Genomic DNA, 24,357 nt, shown 5'->3' with positions numbered 1-24,357 from the left:
GGTCAGCGCTGCCAGACTTCGGCGGTGGTCAGGAACGCGGACGAGCCGGGCTTGTCCGGCGACCCGTCGACCTGCACGAACCCCGGCACCGACGCACCGCCGATCGAGACCGTCGCCGACCGGACCGGCGCGATCACCAGGCTCAGACTGTGGTTGCCCTCGGCCAACTGGAAGTTGTCGGTCGCGAACAGCCGCCGGTCGAGTACGCCGCCCATCTCGATCTGGATGTCGGCCGCCTTCGCGCTCAGCCCGTCGGCGAGGTTCATCGAGACCTGGACCAGGTCCCGCTCGACGGCCGGCTCGTGCCACGGCAGCCCTTGTACCTCGAGGAATGAGCGGACGAAGTACCGCTCCAGCCAGGAGGCGAGGTCGACGTCTTCGGAGACCACCCGGACGATCCCGTCGAACCAGAGCACGACCGCCGTCCCCGAGCCGCGGATGGACCAGTCGACCATCCAGATCGAGGCGTACGCCGTCACCTTGCCGTTCTCGTCGAACAGCCGCAGCCCAGGATTGGCCCCCGCCAGAATGATCCGGCGGTTGTTGCCAGCCGACTTGGACATGAGGGAGGACACTTCCGGGGAGGGGGCCGAAGATCCTTGATTGTCTCAATCTCCGGCGCAGATGCAACGCAAACGTCCGAAAGGTTGACGCGGACTTGCCTTACCGACTCAGATCTTCTCCACCGGCGCGTACCGGAGCAGCAGGCGCTTGACGCCTTCGGAGCCGAAGTCGATATCGGCCTGGGCCTGCTGACCTTCGCCCCGGACCACGACGACCGTGCCCATCCCGAACGTGTCGTGTACGACGCGGTCGCCCGGGTTGAGACTGATCACCGGCTTGTCGGAGGCGCTGCGGCGGGCCGGCTCGTACCGGCTCGGGATGCCGCTGCCGCGGACCGTCCCGGTGCCGGACCAGCGGGTGATCGCGGACTCGTCGCGCCGCCAGTCGAGCAGCTCGCCTGGGATCTCCTCGAGGAACCGCGACGGCGGGTTGTGCTGCGGAGCGCCGTACGCCGAACGCACCGCAGCCCGCGAGATCGCCAGCCGCTGCCGGGCGCGGGTGATGCCGACGTACGCGAGCCGGCGCTCCTCCTCGAGCTCCTTCAGATCGGTCAGCGAACGCGAGTGCGGGAAGACGCCGTCCTCCATGCCGGTCAGGAACACGACCGGGAACTCCAGGCCCTTCGCGGTGTGCAGCGTCATCAGCGTGACCACACCGTCGGTCGCCGCGTCCGGGATCTGGTCCGCGTCGGCGACCAGCGCGACCCCCTCGAGGAACGCCTGCAGATCGGCGGCTTCACCGGCCGCGGTCCGCTCCTCGACGAACTCGCGCGCGACCGAGATGAACTCGTCCAGGTTCTCCAGGCGGGTCTCGTCCTGCGGATCCGGGGATTTCTGGAGCGTCTCGTAGTACCCCGAGCGGTGCAGCGCGACGTCGAGGATGTCGTCCGGCGGAGCTCCCGAGTCGACCATCGCGGTCAGCTCGTCGAGGATGTCCACGAAGGCCTGTACGGCGTTCACCGAGCGCGATGCCATCGCCGGTGCGTCCTCGGCCCGGCGCATCGCGGCCGCGAACGAGATCCGGTCACGGGCCGCCAGCGCCTCGATCGCCGCCTCGGCCCGGTCGCCGATCCCGCGCTTCGGCTCGTTCATGATCCGGCGCAGCGAGACGGTGTCCTCCGGGTTCGTCAGCACGCGCAGGTACGCGAGCGCGTCGCGGACCTCCTTGCGCTCGTAGAACCGGACGCCGCCGACGACCTTGTACGGATGGCCGGTGCGGATGAAGACCTCTTCGAAGACCCGCGATTGCGCGTTGGTCCGGTAGAAGACCGCGACGTCGGACGGCTTGATCCCGTCGGCGTCGGTGAGCCGGTCGATCTCGTCGGCGACGAACTGCGCCTCGTCGTGCTCGTTGTCGGCGACGTACACCGCGATCTGCTCGCCCTGGCCCTGGTCGGACCAGAGGTTCTTCGCCATCCGGCCCTCGTTGCGGGCGATCACCGCGTTGGCCGCGGACAGGATCGTCTGGGTGGAGCGGTAGTTCTGCTCGAGCAGGATCGTCTCGGCGCCGGCGAAATCCTCTTCGAACGCGAGGATGTTGCGGATCGTCGCGCCGCGGAACGCGTAGATCGACTGGTCGGAGTCGCCGACCACCATCAGCTCGGCCGCCGGTGCCGTCGGTCCGTTGTAGTCCGCCGGGTCCTCACCGCAGAGCTCGCGGATCAGCGTGTACTGCGCGTGGTTGGTGTCCTGGTACTCGTCGACGAGCACGTGACGGAAGCGGCGGCGGTAGTACTCACGGACCTCGGGGAAGGCCTGCAGCAGGTTGACCGTGGTCATCAGCAGGTCGTCGAAGTCCAGCGCGTTCGCTTGCGCGAGGCGCTCCTGGTAGGTCCGGTAGCACTCGGCGTACGTCTCCTCGAGATGGTTCTCGGCCTTCGCCGCCGCCGTCTCGTGGTCGATCAGCTCGTTCTTCTGGGTGCTGATCCAGTTCAGCACGGCGCGCGGGTTGTACCGCTTGACGTCGAGGTCGAGCTCGCGGCAGACCAGCGTCATCAGCCGGCGCGAGTCGGTGTCGTCGTAGATCGAGAACGTCGAGCTGATCCCGAACCGCTTGATGTCGCGGCGGAGGATCCGCACACACGAGCTGTGGAACGTCGAGACCCACATCAGCTTCGCCCGCGGCCCGACCAGCTCGACCACCCGCTCGCGCATCTCCGCGGCGGCCTTGTTGGTGAACGTGATCGCCAGGATCGACCCGGGGTGCGCGTCGCGGGCCGCCAGCAGGTAGGCGATCCGCCGGGTCAGCACCCGGGTCTTGCCCGAGCCCGCACCGGCCACCACCAGCAGCGGCTTGCCGCTGTGCACCACGGCCGCGCGCTGCTGCGGATTCAGCCCCTCGAGCAGCGAATCCGGGTCGGTCCGGGACGTCTTCGGCTCCTCCAGCGGCACTGGGAGCTCATCAGGCGAGAACAGCGTAGTCATCACTCAACACCTTAGGCGCTCCCGCCGACAGTTACCGAAAGCTAGGAGAGTTGGCGGGTGAGGTGGAGCACGACCGGGGTGGCCGCGCCGAGCCAGAGCAGCTTGGCGGAGTTGTCGTCGTACGACGTGATCCGCAGCCCCGGGACGCCTTCGATCGTGCCTTCGTAGTCCTTCGCGGCGAGGTGCGCGACGACCTCGGCCAGCTCCGGCCCGTCCGACCACTCGATCCGGGCCAGGTCGGGACGTGCCTGCCACATGTCCACCCAGGTCGCCGGGTCCTCGCTGAACAGCGTCGTACGCAGGATCATCGACGCCGCTCCCAGCAGCGTCGCCGCCGGGGTCGCCGTCAGCTCGAGCAGCACCCGCTCCTGCTCGGACAGGTCGTCAGTCAGAATCACCCGCAGGAGCCTGCCACAGCATCAGCTTTGCTGTGGGCAGACTTGCCGTGAGCAGAAAAGCTGGGTACGGCGATCCGCCCGCGTCAGGGTGGATGACATGGCAGAAGACATGAAAGCGCCGTTGTTCAACGAGACTGCCCGGCAGCGGTTGCTCGGGCAGCGGATCGTCGTCCTGGACCGAGCCCTCGACGACGACCTCGGGACCCTCCTGACCACCCAGATCATGACGCTCGCGGCCGAGGACCCGGACACCGACATCGCGTTCTGGATCCACTCGCCCGGCGGCTCGGTGCCGTCGATGCTCGCGATCCGCGACGCGATGCGCCTGGTGCCGTGCGACGTGTCGACGCTGGCGATCGGGCTCGCCTGCAGCGCAGGGCAGTTCCTGCTGTCGGCCGGTACGCCGGGCAAGCGCTACGCCCTCCGGCACGCCCGCATCCTGATGCACCAGGGCTCGGCCGGGATCGGCGGCTCCGCGGTGGAGATCGAGATCCAGGCCAACGACCTGCGGCACATCCGCGACACCGTGCTCGGGCTGATCGCCGACGACACCGGCCAGCCGTTCGAGACCGTGCACGAGGACTCGCTGCACGACCACTGGTACACCGCCGACCAGGCCCGCACGTACGGCTTCATCGACCACATCGTCGAGTCGTTCGACCAGGTCATGCCGAAGCTGAAGGAGGTAGCGGCATGAGCAGCTACACGATCCCCAACGTGATCGCCCAGCACCCTCGCGGCGAGCGGATCATGGACGTCTACTCGCACCTGCTCAGCGAGCGCATCATCTACCTGGGTACGGCGATCGACGCCGGCGTCGCGAACGCACTGATCGCACAGCTCCTGCACCTCGAGGTCGACAAGCCCGAGCAGGAGATCAACCTGTACATCAACTGCGAGGGCGGCGACATGACCGCCATGCTCGCGATCTACGACACCATGCAGTACATCCAGTCGCCGGTCGCCACGTTCTGCGTCGGGCAGGCGATCTCGGCCGGAGCGGTCCTGCTGGCCGGGGGTGCGGCCGGGCGTCGCGCCGTACTGCCGCATGCGCGGATCGTCCTGCACCAGCCGGCGGCGAGTGGCCGGGGCACGATCCCGGACCTGATTCTGCAGGCCGACGAGGTCGTGCGGGTCCGCGGCCAGGTCGAGTCGATTCTCGCGCGGCACACCGGGCAGACGATCGAGCAGCTGCGGCACGACACCGATCGGGACCACGTGCTGACGGCGGAAGGTGCCAAGTCGTACGGCATCGTCGACCACGTGATCACCGAGCGGCTCCAGGTGCCCGCACTCGCCTAGCCGGCGGCCTCGAGCACCTTGTCGGCGACGGCAGCGTGGTGGGTGAGGTCGGCGGTCGGACGCCCGACCCGGTTGGTCAGGTACGCGTACGCGATCTGGCGGTCCGGGTCGGCCCACCCGATGCAGCAGTTGCTCCCGTTGTGGCCGAACGTCCGCGGGCTGCTCAGCGATCCGAGCGACGTCGACGCGCCCTCGATCCACCGCGGTCCACCGAGCTGAAACCCTTGCGACCAACGGATCGGCGCCCGCGCGGTCCGGTCCACATCACCTTCGCTGCTCGGCTCGCACGCCAGCGCAAGCGTCTCCGGTCGCAGCAGCGCTCCGCCGAGCAACGCCTGATAGAACGTGACCAGATCCCGCGCCGTCGTCGACATCCCAGCCGCCGGTACGACGGCCTCGCGCGTACTGCGCCGATTCACCACGGACTGGATGAACGGCCCGAGCGGACCCGTCGCACGGATCGGCACGTGCCGGTCCCACAGGTCGTCGGGCAACCCGAGATACGTGTCGGCGACCCCGAGCGGCTCGAGGACGAACCGACGTACCAGCTCGTGGATCGGGACGCCGCTGCAGCGCCGGGCGACTTCGCTCAGGATGAACCCGAAGGCGAGCGGGCTGTACGCGACGGTGCCGATCGGCCAGCGGGGCTTGGTCTCCTCGATCCGCTGCAGCGAACGGTTCCAGTCGGTCATCGCGCGGACCTCACCGACGTACGAGCCGGCGTTCGTCACGCCGGACCGGTGCCGCAGGACATGACGGACGGTGATCTCGCGCTTCCCGTTCTCCCCGAACTCCGGCCAGTACGCCGCGACCGCGTCGTCCAGGTGCAGCCGGCCGGACTCGACGAGCTGGTGGATCACCACAGCGAGGTACGGCTTGCTTGCGGAGAAGAGCCAGAACAACGCGTCCGGTGGACACCCGAAGGAGCGATCGACGACCACCCGACCGTCGCGGACAACGCACAGCTGCGCGATCGTTCCGCGGGTCTCGATCAACTCAATCGCTTGTGTCAGCAGGTCCGGGTCGAGGCCGGCGTCCTGCGGATCGCACGTGCCACCGAACTCCATGAATTCAACTGTGCCCATCCAGGCAAACGGATAGGCTCGCCGAGTGACCGTGCCTGAGGCGAATCCGCGACCGGACAGCGAAATCGAGCGGGTGCTGGTGGTGGTCGCGCACCCCGACGACATCGACTTCGGCGGCGCCGGCACGGTCGCTGTGTGGACCAAGGCCGGAATCGACGTGCACTACTGCATCGTCACGGACGGTCAGGCCGGCGGCTTCGAGCCGGAGCGTGATCGCGCCGAGATTCCCGCCGTACGACGGACCGAGCAGACCGCCGCCGCGGAACACGTCGGGGTCCACGACCTGCACTTCCTCGGGTACGCCGACGGCGCGGTCGAGCCGACGTTCGAGCTGGTCCGCGACATCAGCCGCGTGATCCGCACGGTCCGGCCGCAACGCCTGCTCACGCAGTCGCCCGAACGCGTGTGGTCCCGCCTCCAGGTCTCCCACCCGGACCACCTGGCCGCGGCCGAAGCCGCCGTACGGGCGTTCTACCCCGCGGCCGGCAACCCATACGCGTACACCGACGTGGCCGAGGAGGCCTGGGACGTCGACGAGCTGTGGATGATGGACCACCCGGACATCAACCACCACGTCGACATCACCGACACCTTCGACCAGAAGCTGGCCGCGCTGATGTCCCACACCAGCCAGCACCGCGACCCCGAAGGCCTGCTCAAGGGCATCCGGGCCAACTTCAACCGCGTGGCCACCGCCGCCGGCTTCCCGCCCAACCACTACGCCGAAGCCTTCACCGTCATCCGGATGCGCTAATCGGTTTGCAGCCCGTCGCCCGACCAGTCAGGGTGCGGGCATGACGATTTCTCACGCAGTTGCCGGCGACGGACCCGATCTCCTCCTGGTGCACGCGGGCGTGGCTGATGCGCGGATGTGGGCCAAGCAGGTCGATGAGCTCAAGGCGGACCACCGCGTGATCACGCTGGACCTGCGCGGGTACGGCGAGACCCCGCTGCAGCCGGGAGCGAAGTACTCCGATGCCGGCGACGTGCTCGCGCTGCTCGACGAGCTGGGCGTGGAGACCGTCACCGCGGTCGGAGCGTCGTACGGCGGGTACGTCGTACAGCAGGTCGCCAGCCGCGTGCCGGAGCGGTTCAACCGGCTCGTGCTGCTGTGCGCGCCGACCGACAACGTCGTACCCGACGACAACCTGCGGGCGCTGTGGTCGGAGGAGAACGAACTGCTGGAAGCGGGAGATGTCGCCGGCGCGACCGAGCTCACCGTCCAGCGGTGGATCGGTCCGGAGGCGGACGACGACGCGCGAGCGCTGCTCAGGACCATGCAGCGGCGTGCGTACGACGTACAGCTCGCGGCCGGGGACGTCGAGAACGAGGAGTACCCGGTGGAGCCGGAAAAGATCAGCGCGCCCGTGAGGCTGATCACGGGCGCGCATGATTTCGCGTTCTTCACCAACAGCGCGGACTACCTGGCCGAACGGCTGCCGACGGTGGAACGGATCCACCTCCCGTGGGCCGGCCACCTGCCGACCCTCGAGCGTCCGGCCGAGGCGCTGGAACTAATCCGCTAGGGCGCCCATCGGGTCCCAGGCCGGGAGCACGATCGGCTCGTCGTCCAGACGGGCCTGCAGCTCGGCCGGCAGCGCGGAACGGCGTACGGCGATCTCGAAGACGTGCTCGCCGAACCACGAGTCGTTCATGGTCCAGAAGCCGCTGTCGGCCTTCTCGTCACCCCAGCTGTTCTCCACCCGCCAGCGCCGCGGCTTGCCGTCGACCAGGTCGACACCGGTGAACAGCATCGCGTGCGTCATCAGCGTCTCGTGGTGGACCAGCCGGTCGGCCTTGTCCAGCGTGAACTCGGTGTCGTAGACCGAGCCGTAGTCGTACAGCTTGGCGTCCCAGAAGCCGAGGTCGGAGTTCATCTGCTTGCCGACGTCGCAGCCGAACCAGACCGGCTCGCCGCCGACGATCGCGTCCTGGGTGAGCTGCTTCATCAGGTCGATCTCGACGTTCAGGTAGACCACCGGCGGGGCGTCGATGACGTTGCCGAGGTAGTCGACGGTGAAGGTCTTGCCGACCGGGCTGGTCGAGCGCGGGTCGTGGACGAGGCAGACGTAGTCGTCGACCGGCAGCTGCACGTACTCCGCCGCGAACTCGAGCGGAGTGGTCCAGCCGTCGCGGTGGAAGCCCTTGTCGGAGTCCTTCCACTGCCACAGGAACTTCTGCGGCGGCGTGCCGAGGTGGATGCTCAGCACCCGGTGCACGGTGGTGAGGATCTCGCGCTTGCGCTCGCGACGGGCCTCGTCACCCTCGAGCGCGCGCAGGTCGCGCGCACCCTGGCGCAGCAGCTTGCGCAGCGCGTCGTTGAGCTGGGCCGTCGCGGACGAGCTCTCGGTCTCCGGCATCGCCGACTTCGGCACCAGGCCGTGCTTGCGGACGATCGCGATGAACATGTTCCACTGGCCGCCGTCACTGATCGGGTCGGACAGCAGGTGCGCCACCGTCCGGTCGTCGGCGTCCCGGTCGGCGGTCTCGATCATCGCCTCGAGGAAGAAGTTGGCCCGCTCGAACTTGTCCCAGAACAGCACGTAGTTCTGCGAGAACTCGAAGTCCTTGACCCCGAGCTTCCCGGCCGCGCCGACCCGGAGCAGGTTCAGGCCGGCGAACATCCAGCACCGGCCGCTCTTCTTCTGGTTCGTCACCTTCCAGTCGTCCAGAAGGTTCGACACCGAATGGTCGATCGAGGTGACGACCTGACGGTCGAGGGCAATGCTGTTGACCGGCGTCTGCGTGACGGCGTTCTGCATCACCCGGTACTGCGGGTTCGACGCGAACTCCTTCTCGAAGAGCGCGAGCTGATCGGCTGTGAGATTCCGCTCCATAAGAGTCGACGGTATAACAGCCACCAAGCCGGGACCGCCGGTATCGGGGTGGCGAATCCATGCCCTGGCCGAAACGCGCCACCGATGGACACCTGCGCTACGCTATTTGAAAACGACATTCAAGAAGGAGCGGTGCCATGCCCCGACGCCCGGCCCCGACCGGAAAGCGCAAGCCGAAGCAGAACCCGCTGGACCGCGACGGCATCACCTACATCGACTACAAGGACACCGCGTTGCTGCGGAAGTTCATCTCTGACCGCGGCAAGATCCGCTCCCGCCGGGTCACCGGACTGTCGGTGCAGCAGCAGAAGCAGGTCGCCCGCGCGATCAAGAACGCCCGCGAGATGGCTTTGCTGCCGTACACGTCGGCAGGCCGCTGATCGGCTACTGCAGCCTGACCCGGGGGTCGATCACGCTGTAGGCGAGGTCGACGATCAGGTTCATCGCGACCAGCAGCACCGAGCCGAGCAGGACCGAGCCCATGATCAGCGGCAGGTCGTAGTCGCTGACGGCGTCCAGCGCCAGTACGCCGAGCCCGGGCAGGTCGAAGATCTTCTCGGTGAAGATCGCGCCGGACAGGCTGGCGGCCAGGTCCAGGCCGAAGATCGTGACGACCGGGATCAGCCCGGCCCGCAGCGCGTGCTTGTAGGTGACGACCCGGTCCGACAGCCCCTTGGCCCGAGCGGTCCGGATGAAGTCCTCGTTCAGCGTCTCCACCATCGACCCGCGGGAGTAGCGGGCGTAGTCCGTGCAGCCGTAGACGCTCAGGATGACCCACGGCGCCACCAGGCCGGTGAACCAGTGCCAGGGGTTCTCCAGCGGCGACACCCACCCGCTCCTCGGCAGGATCGGGTAGAGGATCGTCAGGTAGAGCGCCGCCATCAGCCCGACGATGTAGTACGGCACCGAGCTGATCAGCAGCGTGCCGCTCATCAGCAGACGGTCCCCCGGCGTACCGCGTCGTCTGGCCGACATCGCGCCGGCGGTCACGCCGATGGTGAGCACGAGTACGCCGTACCCGAGGACCAGTGAGGCGGTCACCGGCAGCCTGGACATCAGCGTGCCGGTCACCGGGCGGTCGTTCTTGAACGAGAAGCCCAGGCACGGCGCTGAGCAGTGCTGGACCACGCCGGACGTCTCGAAGTCGCGGCCGACCACGATGCCCGCGGCGTACCGGGTGAACTGCTGGACCTTCGGCTCGTCGAGGTGCAGGTTCTTCTTGATCTCGAGGTACCGCGACTGCGGGCACTTGCGCTCACCGCAGATCGCGGCCGCGGGATCCGTGGGCGCGATGAAGAACAGCGCGAACGTCGCCACCAGCGTGACCGCGACCACACTGATCGCGGACGCCACCCGTCGCAGCACGTAATGGAACATGACCCTGCCCCTCCAATCCCCACCCGGTTGGTGGAGATTACCCCGAAGGGGGCAGTTCAGGTCAGACCAGGCGTCGGTCGGTTGCCCAGCGGGTGAGTTCGTGGCGGTTGGACAGCTGCAGCTTGCGCAGTACCGAGGAGACGTGGGTCTCGACGGTCTTCACCGAGATGAACAGCTCGCGGGCGACTTCCTTGTACGCGTAGCCGCGCGCGATCAGCCGCAGTACCTCGCGCTCACGCTGCGACAGCCGGTCCAGGTCCTCGTCCACCGAGGCGATGTCGATCGCGCCGGAGAAGGCGTCCAGCACGAAGCCGGCCAGCCGCGGCGAGAAGACCGCGTCACCGTCGGCGACCCGGTTGATCGCGTCGATCAGCTCGGTGCCGGAGATGTTCTTGGTGACGTACCCGCGGGCGCCGGCCCGGATCACGCCGATCACGTCCTCGGCCGCGTCCGACACCGACAGCGCCAGGAACTTGACGTCCGGGTGCCGCTGGTGGACCTGCTTCATCACCTCGGTGCCACCGCCGCCGGGCAGGTGCACGTCGAGCAGTACGACGTCGGGCTCGGTGCCGACGATCGCCTTGACCGCGGTGTCGACGTCGGATCCCTCCCCGACGATGTCGACCGAGGCGCCGATCTCGCTGCGTACCCCGGCCCGGAACATGTCGTGATCGTCGACGACGACAACGCGCCTGCTGCTCATCTGTCCATCTCCAGTCGCACTTCGGTCCCCGTCTCCGGATCGGACCGCACTGTTGCGCGGCCGCCGTGCCGTTCCATCCTGCCCATCACACTGTGTCGCAGGCCGAGCCGGTCGTCCGGCACCTCGTCGACCACGAAACCCTTGCCCCGGTCGCGGACGAACATCTCGACCCGGTCGCCGTCGACCTCGACGAACACGTCGATCTTCGCAGCTCCGGAGTGCTTTGCGGCGTTCACCATCGATTCGCGCGCGGCCCGGACCATCGACGACAGCGGCTCGGTCAGGTCGCAGTCACCGACCGTGATCACCTCGATCGGTACGCCGTGCGAGTCCTCGACCTCGGCCGCGGCCCGCTTCGCCGCGCTCGCGATGGTCTGGTCGGTCGTGTCGTCCTCGTCGTACAGCCAGGACCGCAGCTCGCGCTCCTGCGAGCGCGCCAGCCGGGTGACGGCCTTCGGGTCCTCGGCCTGCTTCTGGATCAGCGCGAGCGTCTGCAGCACCGAGTCGTGCAGGTGCGCGGCCATGTCGGCGCGCTCCTGGGAGCGGACCCGCTCGGCGCGCTCGGAGTTCAGGTCGCGGCTCAGCCGGTGCACCCACGGCCCGGCGATGACACCGATGCCGACGACGGCGAGCAGCAGCGCGATGAGTACGTCGCCGACCATCGAGAGCCGGCCGTTCTGGACCAGGAACAGGGTGACCGCGGTACCGATCAGGATCAGGCCGACGGCGATCCGGATCAGCGACTTCCAGCCGCCCTTGCCGAGCACCAGGCCGAGGATCGGGACGCGGATGTCCTGCGTCCACTTGTCCTTCTGGTTCTCATCCGCCTGTCGCCAGATCAGCGCGAGACCGGTCGCGGCGAACACCAGCGGCCAGAACAGCTTCCCGGCGATCCCGAACCCGGCCACCTGCAGCAGCAGGCACAGACCGATGCCGATGGCCACCAACGCGGGCAGCTGGCCGCGGCTCTTCTCCCGCTTCCGCTGCTTCGCCTCGGCCACCGGTGGCGGCGGCTCGTCGGAACGCATGCCGCTGCGGGTGTGCGCGGCGAGTCCTGGCGCGCCGGGGATGTTGTCCGGCGCGAGCGGCATCAGGAACCAGAGAGCTGCATAGATCAGTACGCCGAAGCCGCCGAAGACTGTGGTCGCGATCAGGACCAGGCGGACGATCGTGTCGGACACGCCCAGGTGGTCGGCGATCCCGCCGGCCACACCGGCGACGACACGACCTTCTGTACGCCGGTAAGCCCGGCGAGGCGGGTCCGTCGGCTGCCGAGGCGGGAGCGCCGCCCCGGGTCCGGCCGATCCGGACTGGCCGTACGGCGGGGGCGTCCACGCGCCACCTGCTCCCGGCGCGTACTGGTGGCTGCCGGCGTGGTGGGTGCCGGCGGCCTGCTCCGCGGCCATGCGGGCGGCGTAGGCGGCGTACGGGCCTTGGTACTGCCCGGGGCCTTCGGGACCCCAGCCTTTGTAGCGCCACTGCTCTTGCCCGGACTGTGCAGACTGGGCAGGCGGCTGCTCGGGCTGGCCTCCGTTCGTGGAGGTCCCGCCCGGCGGCGCGGCTGCTGGCTGGCTCATCACAACGATCGTCACATGTGGACGGGCCGCACACCAGCAGGCTTGTCCCCGGCCGCCTCCTCAACGCCCGCGCGCCTGGCTCAGGGGCGGCTCGGGGATAACCCTGAAGCCCCCGCCCGCCCCGGCCGGACTCGGGGGATCGTCAGGGTGCATCCCGATGTTCCGCGCCCGCGTGTGGTGTGAGTATCGATGACATGGAGCAGAACCAGAGTGGACCCGGTGGGTTCGACCGCGACCGCCTGCAGAACCCGCAGACGTGGCGGCGCAGCAGGTCGGACCGTTGGGTCGCCGGTGTCTGCGGCGGCATCGGCCGCGCGCTGAACATCGACCCCGTGCTGATCCGCGTGGTGATGGCCGTACTGATCCTCAGCGGTCCCGGGATCATCTTCTACATCGCCGCCTGGGTGCTGATGCCCGACGAGGGCAGCGACCGCTCGGCGGCGCAGGGTCTGCTCGGTGACCGGGTCCGTCCCGACCACCCGTGGCTGTGGCCGGTCGTGATCGGCGCCTGTGTGTTCGCCGCGATCGCGATGATGTCCTCGTTCGACTTCGGCCGGTTCGTTCCCGGTCCGCTGATCGTGCTCGCGGTGATCTTCGTGGTCGCCAAGCAGCGTAAGAACGGCGGGATCGGCCGCGGCCGGCGCAGCCAGTACATGGGCGGTCCGAACGCGAACTGGACCGGCCAGGACACCAACTGGACCGGCCGCCCGCAGGACACCACGCCCGGCCAGCAGGCGCCTTCGGCGTACGCCGCGCCCACCCAGTACGACCCGTCAGCTCCCCCGGCGGGTCCGTCGTCCTCGGCCACACAGCGACCCCAGGACCGCACCGTCGAACCGGTCCAGCCTGTGTGGACCGAGGACGACCCTCTCGGCCTGTACGTCGACGAGCCGGCCGGCACCACCCCGCCGGTCAGCACCAAGCCCGCCGGACCGCCGGCGAAGGGCATGCGCGGGATCAAGTCGATCGTCGTCGTACTGACCGGTCTCGCGATCGGTATCGCCGCGCTGGCCGGCGCCTCCACCGCGACCATGCTGGTCATCGGCCTGGCCACGCTCGGCGCCGGCATGCTGCTCGGCGGGTTCGTCGGCCGCACGCTGGCCCTGCTGCCGCTGGGCATCCTGCTCGCGGCCGGTGCGGTGGCGAGCACGGTGTTCCCGAACGTGCCGCGCAACTTCGCCGACACCAACTACGTCGCGCCGGTCGGCCAGACCATCACCGCGACCGGGACCAGCTACCAGTTCGACGCCGGGTCGGTGCATCTGGACCTGACCAAGGCCAAGTTCGGCCCGGGCGCGAAGGTCGACGTCCACGGCGGCGCCGGCGAAGTGATCGTCAAGCTGCCCTCGAACGTCGACGTGACCGGCAACCTGTCGGCCGAGATGGGAGACGTTGCCTTCCTCAACCAGCACCAGGGCGGACATAATGCCGAGCTGAACCTGAACGACCTGGGCACGGACGGCAAGGCCGGTCCGCAGCAGGTCACCCTGGACCTGGATGTCAGGCTGGGCAGCATCAAGGTGGAGCGCGGATGAGCCAGCAGCCACGCAAGACGAAGCCGGACGTTCCCGGTGTCGTGACGGGCGCGGTCCTGACCGGCGCGGCCACGATCTGGATGCTGACCGAGAACGGCGTCCTGCAGACCGACGACCTCGGCGTCACCAGCGCCCTCCTCCTCGTCACAGCCGGCGTCCTCGGCCTGGCCGCCTCCCGCCGCGGTTAACTCGATGGACGGCTTCCCCGCCGTTCCCTAGGCTCGCGGCATGTCCAGCCCGGAGGCCGACAGACCGTAACCACCGATGACGCATTCCATCGATGGTTTACGGGAGTATCTCCATGCCTTTCGTGCTGTACCTGCTCGGCCTGGCCGTGTTCGCCCAGGCGACCTCCGAATTCATGCTCTCCGGGCTCGGCCCGGACATCGCCCAGGACCTGGGCGTCTCGATTCCCACCGCCGGTTGGCTGACCTCGGCGTTCGCGCTCGGCATGATCGTCGGCGCTCCGGCGATCGCGGTCCTCGGCGCCCGCTGGCCGCGACGGCGGACGCTGCTGGTGACACTGACCGTCTTCCTCGCCGTGCACGTGGTCGGCGCGTTAACGGCCAGCTTCGTCGTACTGCTGATCACCCGCATCCTGGCCGCGCTCGCGAACGCGGGATTCCTGGCCGTCGCGCTCGCCACCGCTACCAGCCTGGTCCGCGCGGATGCGAAGGGGCGTGCGACCTCGGTTCTGCTCGGCGGTACGACGCTCGCGTGCATCGTCGGCGTACCGGCGGGCGCTCTGCTCGGTTCGTCCTTCGGCTGGCGGTCCGCGTTCTGGGCGGTCGCGATCATCTCGTTGCCTGCGCTGATCGCGATCCTGCGCTCGGTCCCGGCCCGCGGGACCGGTCCGACCTCGATCGGGCGGTTCCGGGTCGGCCGACGGCTCGGCGTACTGCTGCTGCTCGGGGCGCTCGTCAACGGTGCGACGTTCTGCTCGTTCACGTATCTGGCGCCGGTCGTGACCGAAGTCACCCGTCTCGGCGTGGGCTGGGTGCCGCTGATGCTCGCGCTCTTCGGTCTCGGATCCTTTGCCGGCGTCACCGTCGCCGGCCGGTACGCCGATCGCGGCAACCACCTGCTCGTGTTGGTTGCCGGTGGCATCTTGCTGCTCGGCTGGTGTGCGTTCGCACTGACCGCCGCGCACGTCGTACCGACCGTCGTTCTGGCCTTCCTGCAAGGCGGTTTGTCCTTCGCGGTCGGCTCGACGCTGATCGCCTACGCCCTGTACGCCGGTGTCGAGTCGCCGGTCCTGACCGGTGGACTCGCGACCGCCGCGCTCAACGTCGGAGCGGCCGCGGGGCCTGTCCTCGGCGGCCTGGCGATCGGGGCCGCCGGGTTCCGCGGGCCGCTGTGGGTCAGCGCCGCGCTGGTGGGCACCGCGCTCTGCGTGGCGGCGGGCTCGGTTAGGCTTGTTCATCGCGAGGGGCCCGGATAAGTGGGTCCCGTGGTCGAGGAGTTCCGATGGTGCGCGGCACCGTGAAGTGGTTCAACGCCGACAAGGGCTACGGTTTTCTTGCCATCGAGACCGGTGGCGGCGGCGAGGTGGACGACGTGTTCGTGCACTGGAGCAAGATCGTGTCGGACGGGTACAAGACCCTCGAGGACGGCCAGCAGGTCGAGTTCCAGATCGTCGACGGCCCCAAGGGCCGCGAGGCAGACGCGGTCACGCCGATCTGACCAGCGGTCTGGTCCGGCAACCGATAACCTGTCGTCTCATCGTGTGAGGGGTGGGACGTGGCAGAGCCGGTACCCGTGATCCGGAAGCTCGAGCATGCGCTGGCCGACGACGACTTCGCCTGGTCCTTGCTGCTCGTCGGTGAGGATCAGACCGACAAGCTCGCGACGCTGACCGGTGACCTGCGCGGGCCGGTCTCGACGACCGGTGACGGCAAGCAAATCACGTCCGGCTTCTCGTACTGGGGTATCGGTCCGACGATCGCCTGGGCGAACGCCACCAACGACCCGTTCTACCTGGTCATGAAGGCGGGTGCCGAGTCGTTCCTGCGGCACTGGCGCAAGGTCCGCCCGCACGTCGAGGACGGCGGCTTCCACCTGGTCAGCCTCGGCGTCGGCACCGGCGTGAAGGACCGCACGATCCTCAGCGACATGCGCCGGAACAACCCGGGCATGTACTACATCCCGGTCGACATGAGCTCGGAGATGCTGCGGATGGGCACGCTGGAGCCCGTCCGCGGCGCCCGCTTCCCGGTCTCCCACGTGCTGCCCGTGCAGCTGGACTTCTCGATCGCCGACAACATGGACGAGCTCGCCCAGATGCTCGCCCGGCTGGTCGGCAACGATCCGATCCTGTTCACACTCACCGGCAACACGCTGGCCAACTTCGAGAGCGACGAGGAGCTGCTCAGCACCCTCACCCGCGTACTGCGGCCGCAGGACCGGCTGCTGCTCGAGGTGGCCAGCACCACCCGACTCGACCAGGAGACCGCGGACGCGGCGGCCGACGAGTACCACCAGACCCGCGCGTTCGCGGAGTTCGTCACCAGCGCACTGCGGTACAACACCGACCTCAAGATCAACAACGACCGGGTCAAGTTCATCGGCGAGGTCGAGGACGAGGACGCGCTGCTGGTCAAGATCCTCTGGCAGAACGACACCGACAGCGAGATCCGGATGGAGCTGCCGGACCACACCGAGGTGGTGCTGCCGATCGGCGACACGATCCGGCTCTACACCACCCGCAAGTACTCGACCACCCGGCTGAAGCGGCTCACCGAGGCCTGCCAGCTCACACCGGTCGAGGCGATCCAGTCCCAGTTCCGGTACACCCGCCGTCCGAACCCGTTCGGCCTGGAGTTGCTCCTGCTCGCACCGGACGCGGCCGGCGAGGCGGCACACAGCCTCGCCGACGACATCTGGGCAATATGACCCGGCGCACCGTCGTCACCGTGGTGACGTACGGGCTGCTCGGGGTGGCGTTCGTCCTCGGCATCATCTGGTTCTTCTGGCCGGGGAACTCGCGCTGGGAACCGGCCGTCAACACCCTCACGCTGGTCGCCGGGCTGAGCGGCATCTTCGTCGAGCGGCTCACGGCCGAGGCGGAGCGGCGTACCGAAGTACTGCGGGCTGTGGTGGACGAACTGCAGGAGAACACCCGGCTGCTCAACGACGAGCGGTTCTCGCCTGACGCACCCACGAGTCGGCAGGTGTACCCGCGGCTGGTGGTGTCCGCGGTCGATCTCGCGCTGGTGTCCGGCGCGCTGGGGCTCCACCGGGACGCCGACCTGGTCGGGCTGCTGCACCGCTGGCGGGACACCGTGCACCTGTTCAACCGGCGCCTCGACCTGACCGAGATCAGCACGTTCTCGAACACGATCTCGCCGGCGGAGCTGGCCGCCTTCCATCGTGCGCTGCATCGCGAGAACAGCTACTTCGCCGCGACCCGGGAGAAGCTGCAGAACCTGCTCGCGGCGATCCCGCAGCCTTAACGGCCGAGGCCGAAACCGGAGCTGCTGCTGCCAGTAGTGGCAAATTGTGCCGAAACGTTGACTTCGCGCTGCGGTCAGAGCTTCACTTTCGGACAGGACCGTAAATACGGCACCCCGGAGGCATCGCATGCGATCAGCCCGCTCGCTCATCGCGGTGGCACTCGCCGCCGTACTCGTCACGACTCTGACCACTCCCCCCGCTGCCGAGGCAGGTCATCAGCCGCCGACGGCGACCCTGACCTCGTTGGGCGTTCCGCTGTCCGACGTACTGCTGATCGGCGGTACGGTCGCGCCCGGCCCGAACGGCAAGACCGCGATCTGGAACGTGTCCAGCGGCAGCCCGGCGTACCTGAACGCCATCGACCCGGCCACCGGCGAGAGCCTGCTGTCCGCGGCCCTGCCCGGCGCCGACGGCAGCTACGCGGTCGCGGCCGCGCCGGACGGCACGATCTACGCCGGCACGTACAACAACGGCCATCTCTATCGGTTGAAGCCTGGCGCGACCACCGCCGAGGACCTGGGGCGGCCGCTGGCGTCCGAGACGTTCATCCTGCGGATCACCGTCGACGAGCAGGGCAACGTGTACGGCGGGACGTACCCGCACGGGCGCGTGTTCAGCTACGACCACGCGACCGGCGCCGTACGCGACTACGGCACGATCAAGGCCGGCCAGGGGTACGTGAAGAGCATCGACTACGCGAACGGCAAGCTCTACACCGGCACCGAACCGGACGCGTACTTCCAGGAGGTCGACGTGGCCAGCGGCACGGTCACCGAGATCCCGGCACCGCCCACGATGGGCGATCCGAAGGACAAGGTCGTCTACGACCTCAACGTCCGCGGTGGTCGCGTGTACACCCGGGTCAGCACGGCGTTCCCCGGCCCGATGTACGTCTGGGACATCGCGTCGCGGACCTGGGTCGACGAGATCGCGAACGAGCACGGTCTCGACATCTCGCCGATCGGCGCGGACGGTTCGCTGTACATGATCCAGGCGAGTGAGCTGAAGAAGTACGACCCGGCCACCAAGACCCTGACCGGGACCGGCCTGACCTTCACCGGCCGGATCCAGAACGCCCGCTCGATCGGGTACGCCGACCTGAACCTGCCGGACTACCCGGGGACCAGCGTCGTCGGCACGCTGTGGCGCGGCGAGGAGTTCCGGTACAACCCGCAGACCGGCAAGTCCGAGATCTTCCAGACCAAGGTACGGCGGGAGCCGATCGAGATCCTGTCCGTCGCCGGCGGTAGCAACAACATCTACGCCGGCGGCTTCCTCAACGGCGGCGTGTCGGTCGTCAACCCGGACACCGGCGCGGCGACGTTCAACCGGTTCTCCCAGGTCGAGGCGCTGATGGAGGGCTCCGACGGCAAGGTCTGGGTCGGCGCCTATCCGGAGGCCCGCCTCTACTCATATGACACGTCGAAGCCGTGGAGCAGTCCGGAGTACTCCCCCGGACCGCCCGGTACGCCGGACAACCCGGTCCAGGCGCTCAACCTGAAGCCGGACCTGTTCCAGACCCGCGCCCGCGCGCTGGCCGAGGTGAACGGCAAGATCGCGGTCGGCACCGTCCCGGACGGCGACCGGCTCGGCGGCGCGCTGGTCATCTACGACCCGAAGACCGGTACGGCGGAGAAGTACCGCAACGTCGTCCAGGACGAGTCGGTCTTCGGGCTGACCGCCGACTGCGGCATCGTGTACGGCGGCACGTCGATCGCCGGCGGGCTGACCACCACACCGCCGACCCGGGAAGCGGGCACAGTATTCGCGTGGGACGTGGCCAAGAAGAAGAAGCTCTGGGAAACCGTGCCGGTGCCGGGCGCGGCGACGGTCTCGTCGGTCACGATCGGGCCGGACGGGCTGCTCTGGGGCGTGGCCGGCAAGACGGTGTTCGCGGTGGCCCCGGACAGCGGCAAGCTGAAGAAGTCCTTCACGCTCGGTACGACGACCTCGAGCGGGGACATCGTGTCCACGCGGGAGGCGGTGTACGTGAGCATCGACCTGAACAAGATCTACCGGATCGAGCCCGGGAAGAAGGCCGTCCCGACGCTGTTCGTCGAGCACGCGCACCGGCGGCTCGGGGTCCGGGGAGACCACCAACTGCTGATGACGAGCGGTTCCGAGCTGTTCCGGATTGATATCAGCCGTTGACAGCAGAATTTCACCCCGGCTACTTTCGGTCCTGACCGTTATTCGCCGCAACTACTTCCGGCCCTGACTTCCGGACACCCTGGGGGTGCGATGAAATCGACCGTCCGCCGCATCGCGGCACCACTCACGGCGCTCGTTCTCGCCGCCGCGCTCAGTTCCTGCGGCGGAGGCGACTCGGGCTCCTCGGACTCGAAGAAGAGCGTCACGCTCTGGATGTACCCGGTGATCGCCGACCAGGCGGCCAGCGACACCTACTGGAAGAAGGTCGAGACCGACTTCGAGGCGGCGAACTCCGGGATCGACCTGAAGATCGAGGCGCAGCCGTGGGCGAACCGGGAGGAGAAGGTCGCGGCCGCGTTCTCGGGCAAGAAGGGCCCGGACGTGCTGCTGATGATCCCGGACCAGATCCCGCAGTACGTGAAGAGCGGCTCGCTGGAGCCGGTCGACGACGTGGTCGAGCCGGAGAAGGACAAGTTCCTGCCGGCCGCGGTCCCCGGCCTGACGGTCGAGGGCAAGGTGTACGGCGTACCGATCTATCACACGGTCACGACGACGATGTACAACAAGACCGTCCTGACCAAGGCCGGGATCGCGAAGCCGCCGGAGACCTGGGACGAGATCAAGGCGGCCGCGCCGAAACTGAAGGCGGCCGGGTTCTCCACGCTGGACTACTCGGCCTCGCCGGAGGCGACGCTGAACCTGAACTTCTACCCGCTGCTGTGGCAGGCGGGCGGGAAGGTGTTCGCCGACGACGGCAAGTCGGTGACGTTCAACCAGGCTCCGGGGCTGGAGGCGCTGACGTTCCTGAAGTCGCTGTGGGACCAGGGCGCGATCCCGAAGACCGCGCTCACCGCGGGCAACGTGGTCGCCGACTCGCCGTTCGGCAAGGGTCAGGTCGCGATGGCGATGACCAGCGTGCCGGCCGACGTGGCGACGGTCACGAAGACCTGGGGCGCGGGGAACGTCGAGATCGGCTCGCCGCTGACCGGCAAGAAGCAGGTCGGGTACGGGATCCCGGGTGGTCTGGTGCTGAACGCGGCATCGGACAACGTCGACGCGTCGAAGAAGTTCCTGTCGTTCATGGAGCAGTCGGCGCAGCTGGACGGGCTGAGCAAGGCGTCCGGGTTCTACTCGCCGCGCAACGACGCCAAGTCCGAGTCGACGGACGCGACCGTGGCGAAGTTCCACGACGCGCTGCAGTACGCCGTACCGGGTGAGGCGAACCCGTCGGCGCGACAGATCATGTCGATGCTGAGCACCGAGATCCAGGCCGTGCTGACCGGCAAGAAGCAGCCCCAGCAGGCCCTCGACGACGCCGCCAAGCAGGCCAACGACCTCCTGTCGAGACAACGTTGACGGAGGCACGCCAGGTGCCGGGCACGGGTCGGGCGGGATCCGTGCCCGGTCAGCCGGTGCAGTCGGACGCCGCCGGCGATACCTCCCCCGACCCCCGCAGCTTCGGCTCACGCCTCCACTCCGCCTTTTCGCGGTCCACCTCGCCCGCAGGGCGAGGCGGACCGCGCCGGCGACCATGGGTGGGGCTGCTGTTTGTTGCGCCGATGCTGCTGCTGTTCTTGGTGTTCCGGTTCCTGCCGGCGATCGGCGCGTTCCTGCTGTCCTTGACCGACTACCGGATCAGCGGCAAGTGGGATTTCATTGCCCTCGACAACTACACGCGGTTGTTGTCGGACAAGGTGTTCCACGAGGCGCTGCTCGTCACCGTCACCTACACGGTGATCTTCGTACCGCTGACGGTCCTGCTCTCGCTCGGTACCGCAGTACTGCTCCATCAAGTGGTGTGGAAGCGCGGGTTCTTCCGGGGCGTCTTCTTCCTCCCGTACGTGACCAGCATCGTGCTCGCCGCGGTCATCTGGAAATGGATCTACGACGCCCAGGACGGCCTGCTGAACGCTGTACTCGGGCTGGTCAGCATCGGCCCGATCGACTTCCTCAGCCAGTCCAGCACGGTGCTCCCGTCGATCGCGGTCACCTCGGCCTGGAAGGGCTTCGGGTACTCGATGCTCATCCTGCTCGCGGGCCTGCAGGCGGTGCCGAAGTCGTACCTCGAGGCGGCGATGATCGACGGCGCCGGGACGTGGCAACGGTTCCGGTACGTGACGCTCCCGCAGCTGCGTCCGGTGCTGTTCTTCGTGCTGGTGATCGAGACGATCGGGTCGTTCCAGGTCTTCGACGCGATGTACGTGATGACCGGCGGCGGGCCGGTGCGGTCCAGCTACTCGCTCGTGTACTTCCTGTACGACAGCGGTTTCAAGTTCTTCGACTTCGGTTACGCCAGCGCGATCGGTCTGGTGCTGTTCCTGATCGTGCTGATCGTCTCGCTCGTACAGCGCCGGCTCGTCGGGAGGGACGACTGATGGTCAACGTGCTCGAACGCCCGCCGGTGCGGGCTGTCAGCGAGACCAAGGCGGTCGGACGGCGTACGGCGGCCCGCTTGACACTGCCGACGTTACTGACGCTCACCGCGATCGTGACGGTCGTGCCGTTCGCGGCGATGGTGCTGGTCGCGTTCGCGCCGCCGAGCGGGCGGACGTTTCCGGATGCGCTGAATCCGTCGAACTTCACGCTGCAGAACTTCTCGCGGGTGCTGTCGAGCTCGGACATCCCGCGGTGGACGGTCAACTCGCTGCTCTACTCGCTGATCTCGGTCGTCTGCGTGCTGCTGTTCGCGTCGATGGCGGGGTACGCGTTCGCGAAGAAGAAGTTCCCGGGGCGGGAGATCATGTTCTGGGCGTTCCTGGCGACGCTGATGGTCCCGTTCCAGGCGACGCTGATTCCGTCGTACATCCTGGTCTCACGGCTCGACTGGGTGGACAGCTACTGGGGGCTGATCGTTCCCACGCTGGCGAACTCGCAGGCGGTGTTCCTGATGCGGCAGTTCATCATGCAGCTGCCCGACGAACTGTTCGAAGCCGCGGAGATCGACGGGGCGTCCGAGTGGCGCATCTTCACCATGATCGTCGTACCGCTGATCCGTCCGGTGCTGGCGACGCTGGGAATCTTCGTCTTCCTCTGGCACTGGAACGACTTCCTCTGGCCGCTGGTCATCGGCCAGTCCGGCAAGATGCAAACCCTCACCGTCGGCCTCGCCACCCTCCAAACCCAAGCCGTCCCCATCAACCAGGTCATGGCCGGTGCCACCATCACAGTCGTCCCCAGCCTCCTGGTCTTCGGCCTCCTCCAGCGCTACCTCACCGACTCCATCGCCATGTCCGGCCTCAAGGCCTGAGCATCACGGCTTCGGCTTGTTCAGCATTTGGTGGAGTTCGTCGCCGTGGACTGTCAGGGACCAGATGATGAGGACGTCTATGGCGATGGTGATGGTGGACCAGATGGGGTAGGCGGACAGGAAGGCCATGTTGAGGATGAGGCTGGCGATGGCGACGATCACGCCGACGACCCGGCCCCAGACGCGGCCGTTGAGGAGGGCTATGCCGGAGATCAGGACGAAGACGGCTACGCCGAGGTGGATCCAGCCCCAGTTGTCGTAGGCGAGGTGGATCGCCAGGCGGGGTGGGCGGACCAGGAAGTAGGTGTCGTCGAAGATCGCGACGAAGCCCTGGAACGCGTGGATCATGCCGAGCACAATCATCATGACGCCGGCGAACAGGATCCAGCCGACCCAGCGGCTCGGCCACTCCGGCACCTCGACCTCGCCGGGCCGTCGATGGGTACCGCCAGGGGTTTCGTCGGGCTCCGGCATGGCGCTCTCCTTCAGCTCGCGGCCTTGGTCGCCGCAGTGGCGCGGTACTCACTGACCGGGTGGTAGCGGTCGTAGAGCATCGTCAGCGTGGTCACCAGGAAGACGAAGAACAGCGTGTCCGGCAGCGACAGATCTCCGTTCCCCCGCGTCAGCAGCAGGTCCGCAATGAAGACCAGCGCGATGTTGATCACCAGCAGGACGACGAACGAGAACGTCGCCGAGTCCCACCCGTACCCGCGCCGCGCGCTCCACAGCCCGATCGCGGAGTTCAGTACGACGAAGAACGCGATACCCAGGAAGAGCCTGAGGTCGCTGGTCTCCACGCCGGGCAGCACCCGCCCGTAGATCACGCTGGTCAGCCCGATCAGCACGATCTTCTCGAACGACGCCCAGTCGAACACCCGGTTGTGCGCCGCGCGGTACGCCATCCGCTCGCTCGCCTCGTCCATCTCCTCGGGCAGCGGGTCGGCGCTCAGCCGCAACGTCCAGTCGGGCGGCCGGAGCCGCGGCCGTACGACGAACCAGACGACCGCCGCGAGTGCCAGCAGCGCCACGATCAGCGCGGGGAGGAACCACGGCACGTCGCGGATCGTGTCGGTGAGATCCAGCTTCAGGATGTGGATCCACGTCTCCTGCGGCAGCTTGATGAAGATCCAGATCCCGGCCGCGACCTTGACCCAGAACCGGAACCCGTAGCGGTTCGGGTTCCGCCGGGCGCGCACACCCTCGTACGCGATGAAGAAGTACTCGAACGTGTTCGGGAACACCAGCAGCAGGAACCGCAGACCGGTCAACTCGAACAGCACCACGCCGACCTGGCGGTAGAAGAACAGGAACCTGCTGATCTTGACCGCCGCCGGATTGGTCCAGTTGCGCAGGCTCGCGAGGTAGGCGATCGACAGGTAGAACACGTCCATCGCCTTGTCGTAGCTCTGGTAGTTCGGCGGGTCGACGCCGAAGAGCTGGAAGATCGTCTGGTCCACGCCGTCCAAGAGCAGACAGGCGATGATCGCCGGCAGCGGATACTTTAGGATGAAGAACGGCAGTATGAAGCGCGCCAGTACGACGCCCCAGAACACCACCTGGACGTCCATCCGCCACCCCCATCTGTCCGACTCAGGCTACGACCGGAACCGTCCCGAGGGCCTCACCTCAACCCGGGGGTTTCCGATCGGCCCGGTTCGGGGGGTCATCCAGGGCGGATGACGCGGGCCGGGGCTTGTCCGGGAGT

25 protein-coding genes are annotated in these 24,357 nt (G+C 68.0%); 15 read left to right on the top strand and 10 right to left on the bottom strand.

The window, feature by feature from the left end; genetic code table 11:
- Window positions 1-2: 2 nt before the first annotated feature.
- The 3 genes from FDA38_RS04110 to FDA38_RS04100 all read right to left on the bottom strand — a co-directional run bounded on the left by FDA38_RS04110 (window position 3) and on the right by FDA38_RS04100 (window position 3,385).
- Window positions 3-563, bottom strand: coding sequence for a hypothetical protein (locus FDA38_RS04110; RefSeq protein ID WP_137252716.1), 561 nt, complete (start codon window positions 561-563; stop codon window positions 3-5).
- A 108-nt stretch (window positions 564-671) separates the two neighbouring features.
- Window positions 672-2,987 (bottom strand): DNA helicase PcrA, encoded by a 2,316-nt coding sequence (gene pcrA / locus FDA38_RS04105; RefSeq protein ID WP_137252715.1) that lies wholly within the window; start codon window positions 2,985-2,987, stop codon window positions 672-674.
- 41 nt (window positions 2,988-3,028) lie between these two features.
- Entirely contained in the window at window positions 3,029-3,385 is a 357-nt protein-coding gene (locus tag FDA38_RS04100) for a hypothetical protein (RefSeq protein ID WP_137252714.1), read from the bottom strand.
- A gap of 97 nt (window positions 3,386-3,482) precedes the next feature.
- Between FDA38_RS04100 and FDA38_RS04095 the strand changes: the two genes are divergently transcribed.
- Window positions 3,483-4,082 carry a ClpP family protease gene (locus FDA38_RS04095; protein WP_137252713.1) on the top strand — a complete coding sequence of 200 codons (600 nt, stop codon included), beginning with the start codon at window positions 3,483-3,485 and terminating at the stop codon, window positions 4,080-4,082.
- Window positions 4,079-4,687, top strand: a complete 609-nt coding sequence (locus tag FDA38_RS04090) for a ClpP family protease (RefSeq protein ID WP_137252712.1) — start codon at window positions 4,079-4,081, stop codon at window positions 4,685-4,687. The genes FDA38_RS04095 and FDA38_RS04090 overlap by 4 nt, the downstream gene beginning before the upstream one ends.
- On the opposite strand, the gene FDA38_RS04085 is transcribed toward FDA38_RS04090, so the two are convergent.
- A complete protein-coding gene (locus FDA38_RS04085) occupies window positions 4,684-5,754 on the bottom strand; it encodes a serine hydrolase domain-containing protein (RefSeq protein WP_170989573.1) in 1,071 nt (356 codons plus the stop codon). The two genes, FDA38_RS04090 and FDA38_RS04085, sit on opposite strands and share 4 nt — an antisense overlap.
- A 43-nt stretch (window positions 5,755-5,797) precedes the next feature.
- Here FDA38_RS04085 and FDA38_RS04080 point away from each other — a divergent pair, with 43 nt between their 5' ends.
- Together FDA38_RS04080 and FDA38_RS04075 are read left to right on the top strand one after the other, a co-directional pair.
- Entirely contained in the window at window positions 5,798-6,526 is a 729-nt protein-coding gene (locus tag FDA38_RS04080; protein ID WP_233714511.1) for a PIG-L deacetylase family protein, read from the top strand.
- Window positions 6,527-6,566: 40 nt separating this feature from the next.
- Window positions 6,567-7,298: an alpha/beta fold hydrolase gene (locus tag FDA38_RS04075; RefSeq protein ID WP_137252710.1), complete on the top strand. Its 732-nt coding sequence runs from the start codon at window positions 6,567-6,569 to the stop codon at window positions 7,296-7,298.
- Here FDA38_RS04075 and FDA38_RS04070 read toward each other — a convergent pair.
- Complete coding sequence (locus FDA38_RS04070) at window positions 7,287-8,609, bottom strand: C1 family peptidase (protein ID WP_137252709.1); 1,323 nt, start codon at window positions 8,607-8,609, stop codon at window positions 7,287-7,289. The genes FDA38_RS04075 and FDA38_RS04070 overlap by 12 nt on opposite strands.
- A 137-nt stretch (window positions 8,610-8,746) precedes the next feature.
- Between FDA38_RS04070 and rpsR the strand changes: the two genes are divergently transcribed.
- On the top strand, window positions 8,747-8,989 hold the full coding sequence (rpsR, locus tag FDA38_RS04065) for a 30S ribosomal protein S18 (protein WP_137252708.1): 243 nt from the start codon (window positions 8,747-8,749) through the stop codon (window positions 8,987-8,989).
- Window positions 8,990-8,993: 4 nt separating this feature from the next.
- Here the strand turns inward: rpsR and FDA38_RS04060 are convergent, their stop codons facing one another.
- From FDA38_RS04060 to FDA38_RS04050, 3 genes are all read right to left on the bottom strand, one after another.
- Entirely contained in the window at window positions 8,994-9,986 is a 993-nt protein-coding gene (locus FDA38_RS04060) for an ABC transporter permease (protein WP_137252707.1), read from the bottom strand.
- A 61-nt stretch (window positions 9,987-10,047) separates the two neighbouring features.
- Window positions 10,048-10,689 (bottom strand): response regulator, encoded by a 642-nt coding sequence (locus tag FDA38_RS04055; RefSeq protein ID WP_137252706.1) that lies wholly within the window; start codon window positions 10,687-10,689, stop codon window positions 10,048-10,050.
- Entirely contained in the window at window positions 10,686-12,266 is a 1,581-nt protein-coding gene (locus FDA38_RS04050; RefSeq protein ID WP_137252705.1) for a PspC domain-containing protein, read from the bottom strand. The genes FDA38_RS04055 and FDA38_RS04050 overlap by 4 nt, the downstream gene beginning before the upstream one ends.
- A 194-nt stretch (window positions 12,267-12,460) precedes the next feature.
- On the opposite strand from FDA38_RS04050, the gene FDA38_RS04045 reads away from it, so the two are divergent.
- The 10 genes from FDA38_RS04045 (at window position 12,461) to FDA38_RS04000 (ending at window position 22,652) form a co-directional block, all read left to right on the top strand.
- Window positions 12,461-13,801 (top strand): PspC domain-containing protein, encoded by a 1,341-nt coding sequence (locus FDA38_RS04045; protein WP_137252704.1) that lies wholly within the window; start codon window positions 12,461-12,463, stop codon window positions 13,799-13,801.
- Window positions 13,798-13,989 (top strand): hypothetical protein, encoded by a 192-nt coding sequence (locus FDA38_RS04040; protein ID WP_130443947.1) that lies wholly within the window; start codon window positions 13,798-13,800, stop codon window positions 13,987-13,989. The genes FDA38_RS04045 and FDA38_RS04040 overlap by 4 nt, the downstream gene beginning before the upstream one ends.
- A gap of 113 nt (window positions 13,990-14,102) precedes the next feature.
- Window positions 14,103-15,242, top strand: coding sequence for a Cmx/CmrA family chloramphenicol efflux MFS transporter (locus FDA38_RS04035; RefSeq protein WP_137252703.1), 1,140 nt, complete (start codon window positions 14,103-14,105; stop codon window positions 15,240-15,242).
- 26 nt (window positions 15,243-15,268) lie between these two features.
- A complete protein-coding gene (locus FDA38_RS04030) occupies window positions 15,269-15,484 on the top strand; it encodes a cold shock domain-containing protein (RefSeq protein ID WP_137252702.1) in 216 nt (71 codons plus the stop codon).
- Between the two features lie 57 nt (window positions 15,485-15,541).
- A complete protein-coding gene (locus FDA38_RS04025; RefSeq protein WP_137252701.1) occupies window positions 15,542-16,693 on the top strand; it encodes an L-histidine N(alpha)-methyltransferase in 1,152 nt (383 codons plus the stop codon).
- Window positions 16,690-17,253 carry a hypothetical protein gene (locus tag FDA38_RS04020; protein ID WP_137252700.1) on the top strand — a complete coding sequence of 188 codons (564 nt, stop codon included), beginning with the start codon at window positions 16,690-16,692 and terminating at the stop codon, window positions 17,251-17,253. Before FDA38_RS04025 ends, FDA38_RS04020 begins: the two co-directional genes overlap by 4 nt.
- A 127-nt stretch (window positions 17,254-17,380) precedes the next feature.
- Complete coding sequence (locus FDA38_RS04015; protein WP_137252699.1) at window positions 17,381-19,405, top strand: ligand-binding sensor domain-containing protein; 2,025 nt, start codon at window positions 17,381-17,383, stop codon at window positions 19,403-19,405.
- A 90-nt stretch (window positions 19,406-19,495) separates the two neighbouring features.
- Entirely contained in the window at window positions 19,496-20,761 is a 1,266-nt protein-coding gene (locus FDA38_RS04010) for an ABC transporter substrate-binding protein (RefSeq protein ID WP_137252698.1), read from the top strand.
- Window positions 20,762-20,964: 203 nt separating this feature from the next.
- Window positions 20,965-21,780, top strand: a complete 816-nt coding sequence (locus tag FDA38_RS04005; protein ID WP_137252697.1) for a carbohydrate ABC transporter permease — start codon at window positions 20,965-20,967, stop codon at window positions 21,778-21,780.
- Window positions 21,780-22,652: a carbohydrate ABC transporter permease gene (locus FDA38_RS04000; protein WP_137252696.1), complete on the top strand. Its 873-nt coding sequence runs from the start codon at window positions 21,780-21,782 to the stop codon at window positions 22,650-22,652. The genes FDA38_RS04005 and FDA38_RS04000 overlap by 1 nt, the downstream gene beginning before the upstream one ends.
- Window positions 22,653-22,655: 3 nt before the next feature.
- Here the strand turns inward: FDA38_RS04000 and FDA38_RS03995 are convergent, their stop codons facing one another.
- Together FDA38_RS03995 and FDA38_RS03990 are read right to left on the bottom strand one after the other, a co-directional pair.
- Complete coding sequence (locus tag FDA38_RS03995; RefSeq protein WP_137252695.1) at window positions 22,656-23,126, bottom strand: DUF7144 family membrane protein; 471 nt, start codon at window positions 23,124-23,126, stop codon at window positions 22,656-22,658.
- An 11-nt stretch (window positions 23,127-23,137) separates the two neighbouring features.
- Complete coding sequence (locus tag FDA38_RS03990) at window positions 23,138-24,220, bottom strand: hypothetical protein (RefSeq protein WP_137252694.1); 1,083 nt, start codon at window positions 24,218-24,220, stop codon at window positions 23,138-23,140.
- Between the last annotated feature and the right edge of the window lie 137 nt (window positions 24,221-24,357).

It is taken from the genome of Kribbella jiaozuonensis (assembly GCF_005233875.1).
Classification (GTDB): Bacteria; Actinomycetota; Actinomycetes; order Propionibacteriales; family Kribbellaceae; genus Kribbella; species Kribbella jiaozuonensis.
The sequence above is the reverse complement of the archived record's forward strand: the minus strand, read 5'-3'. Positions and strand labels throughout refer to the sequence as shown.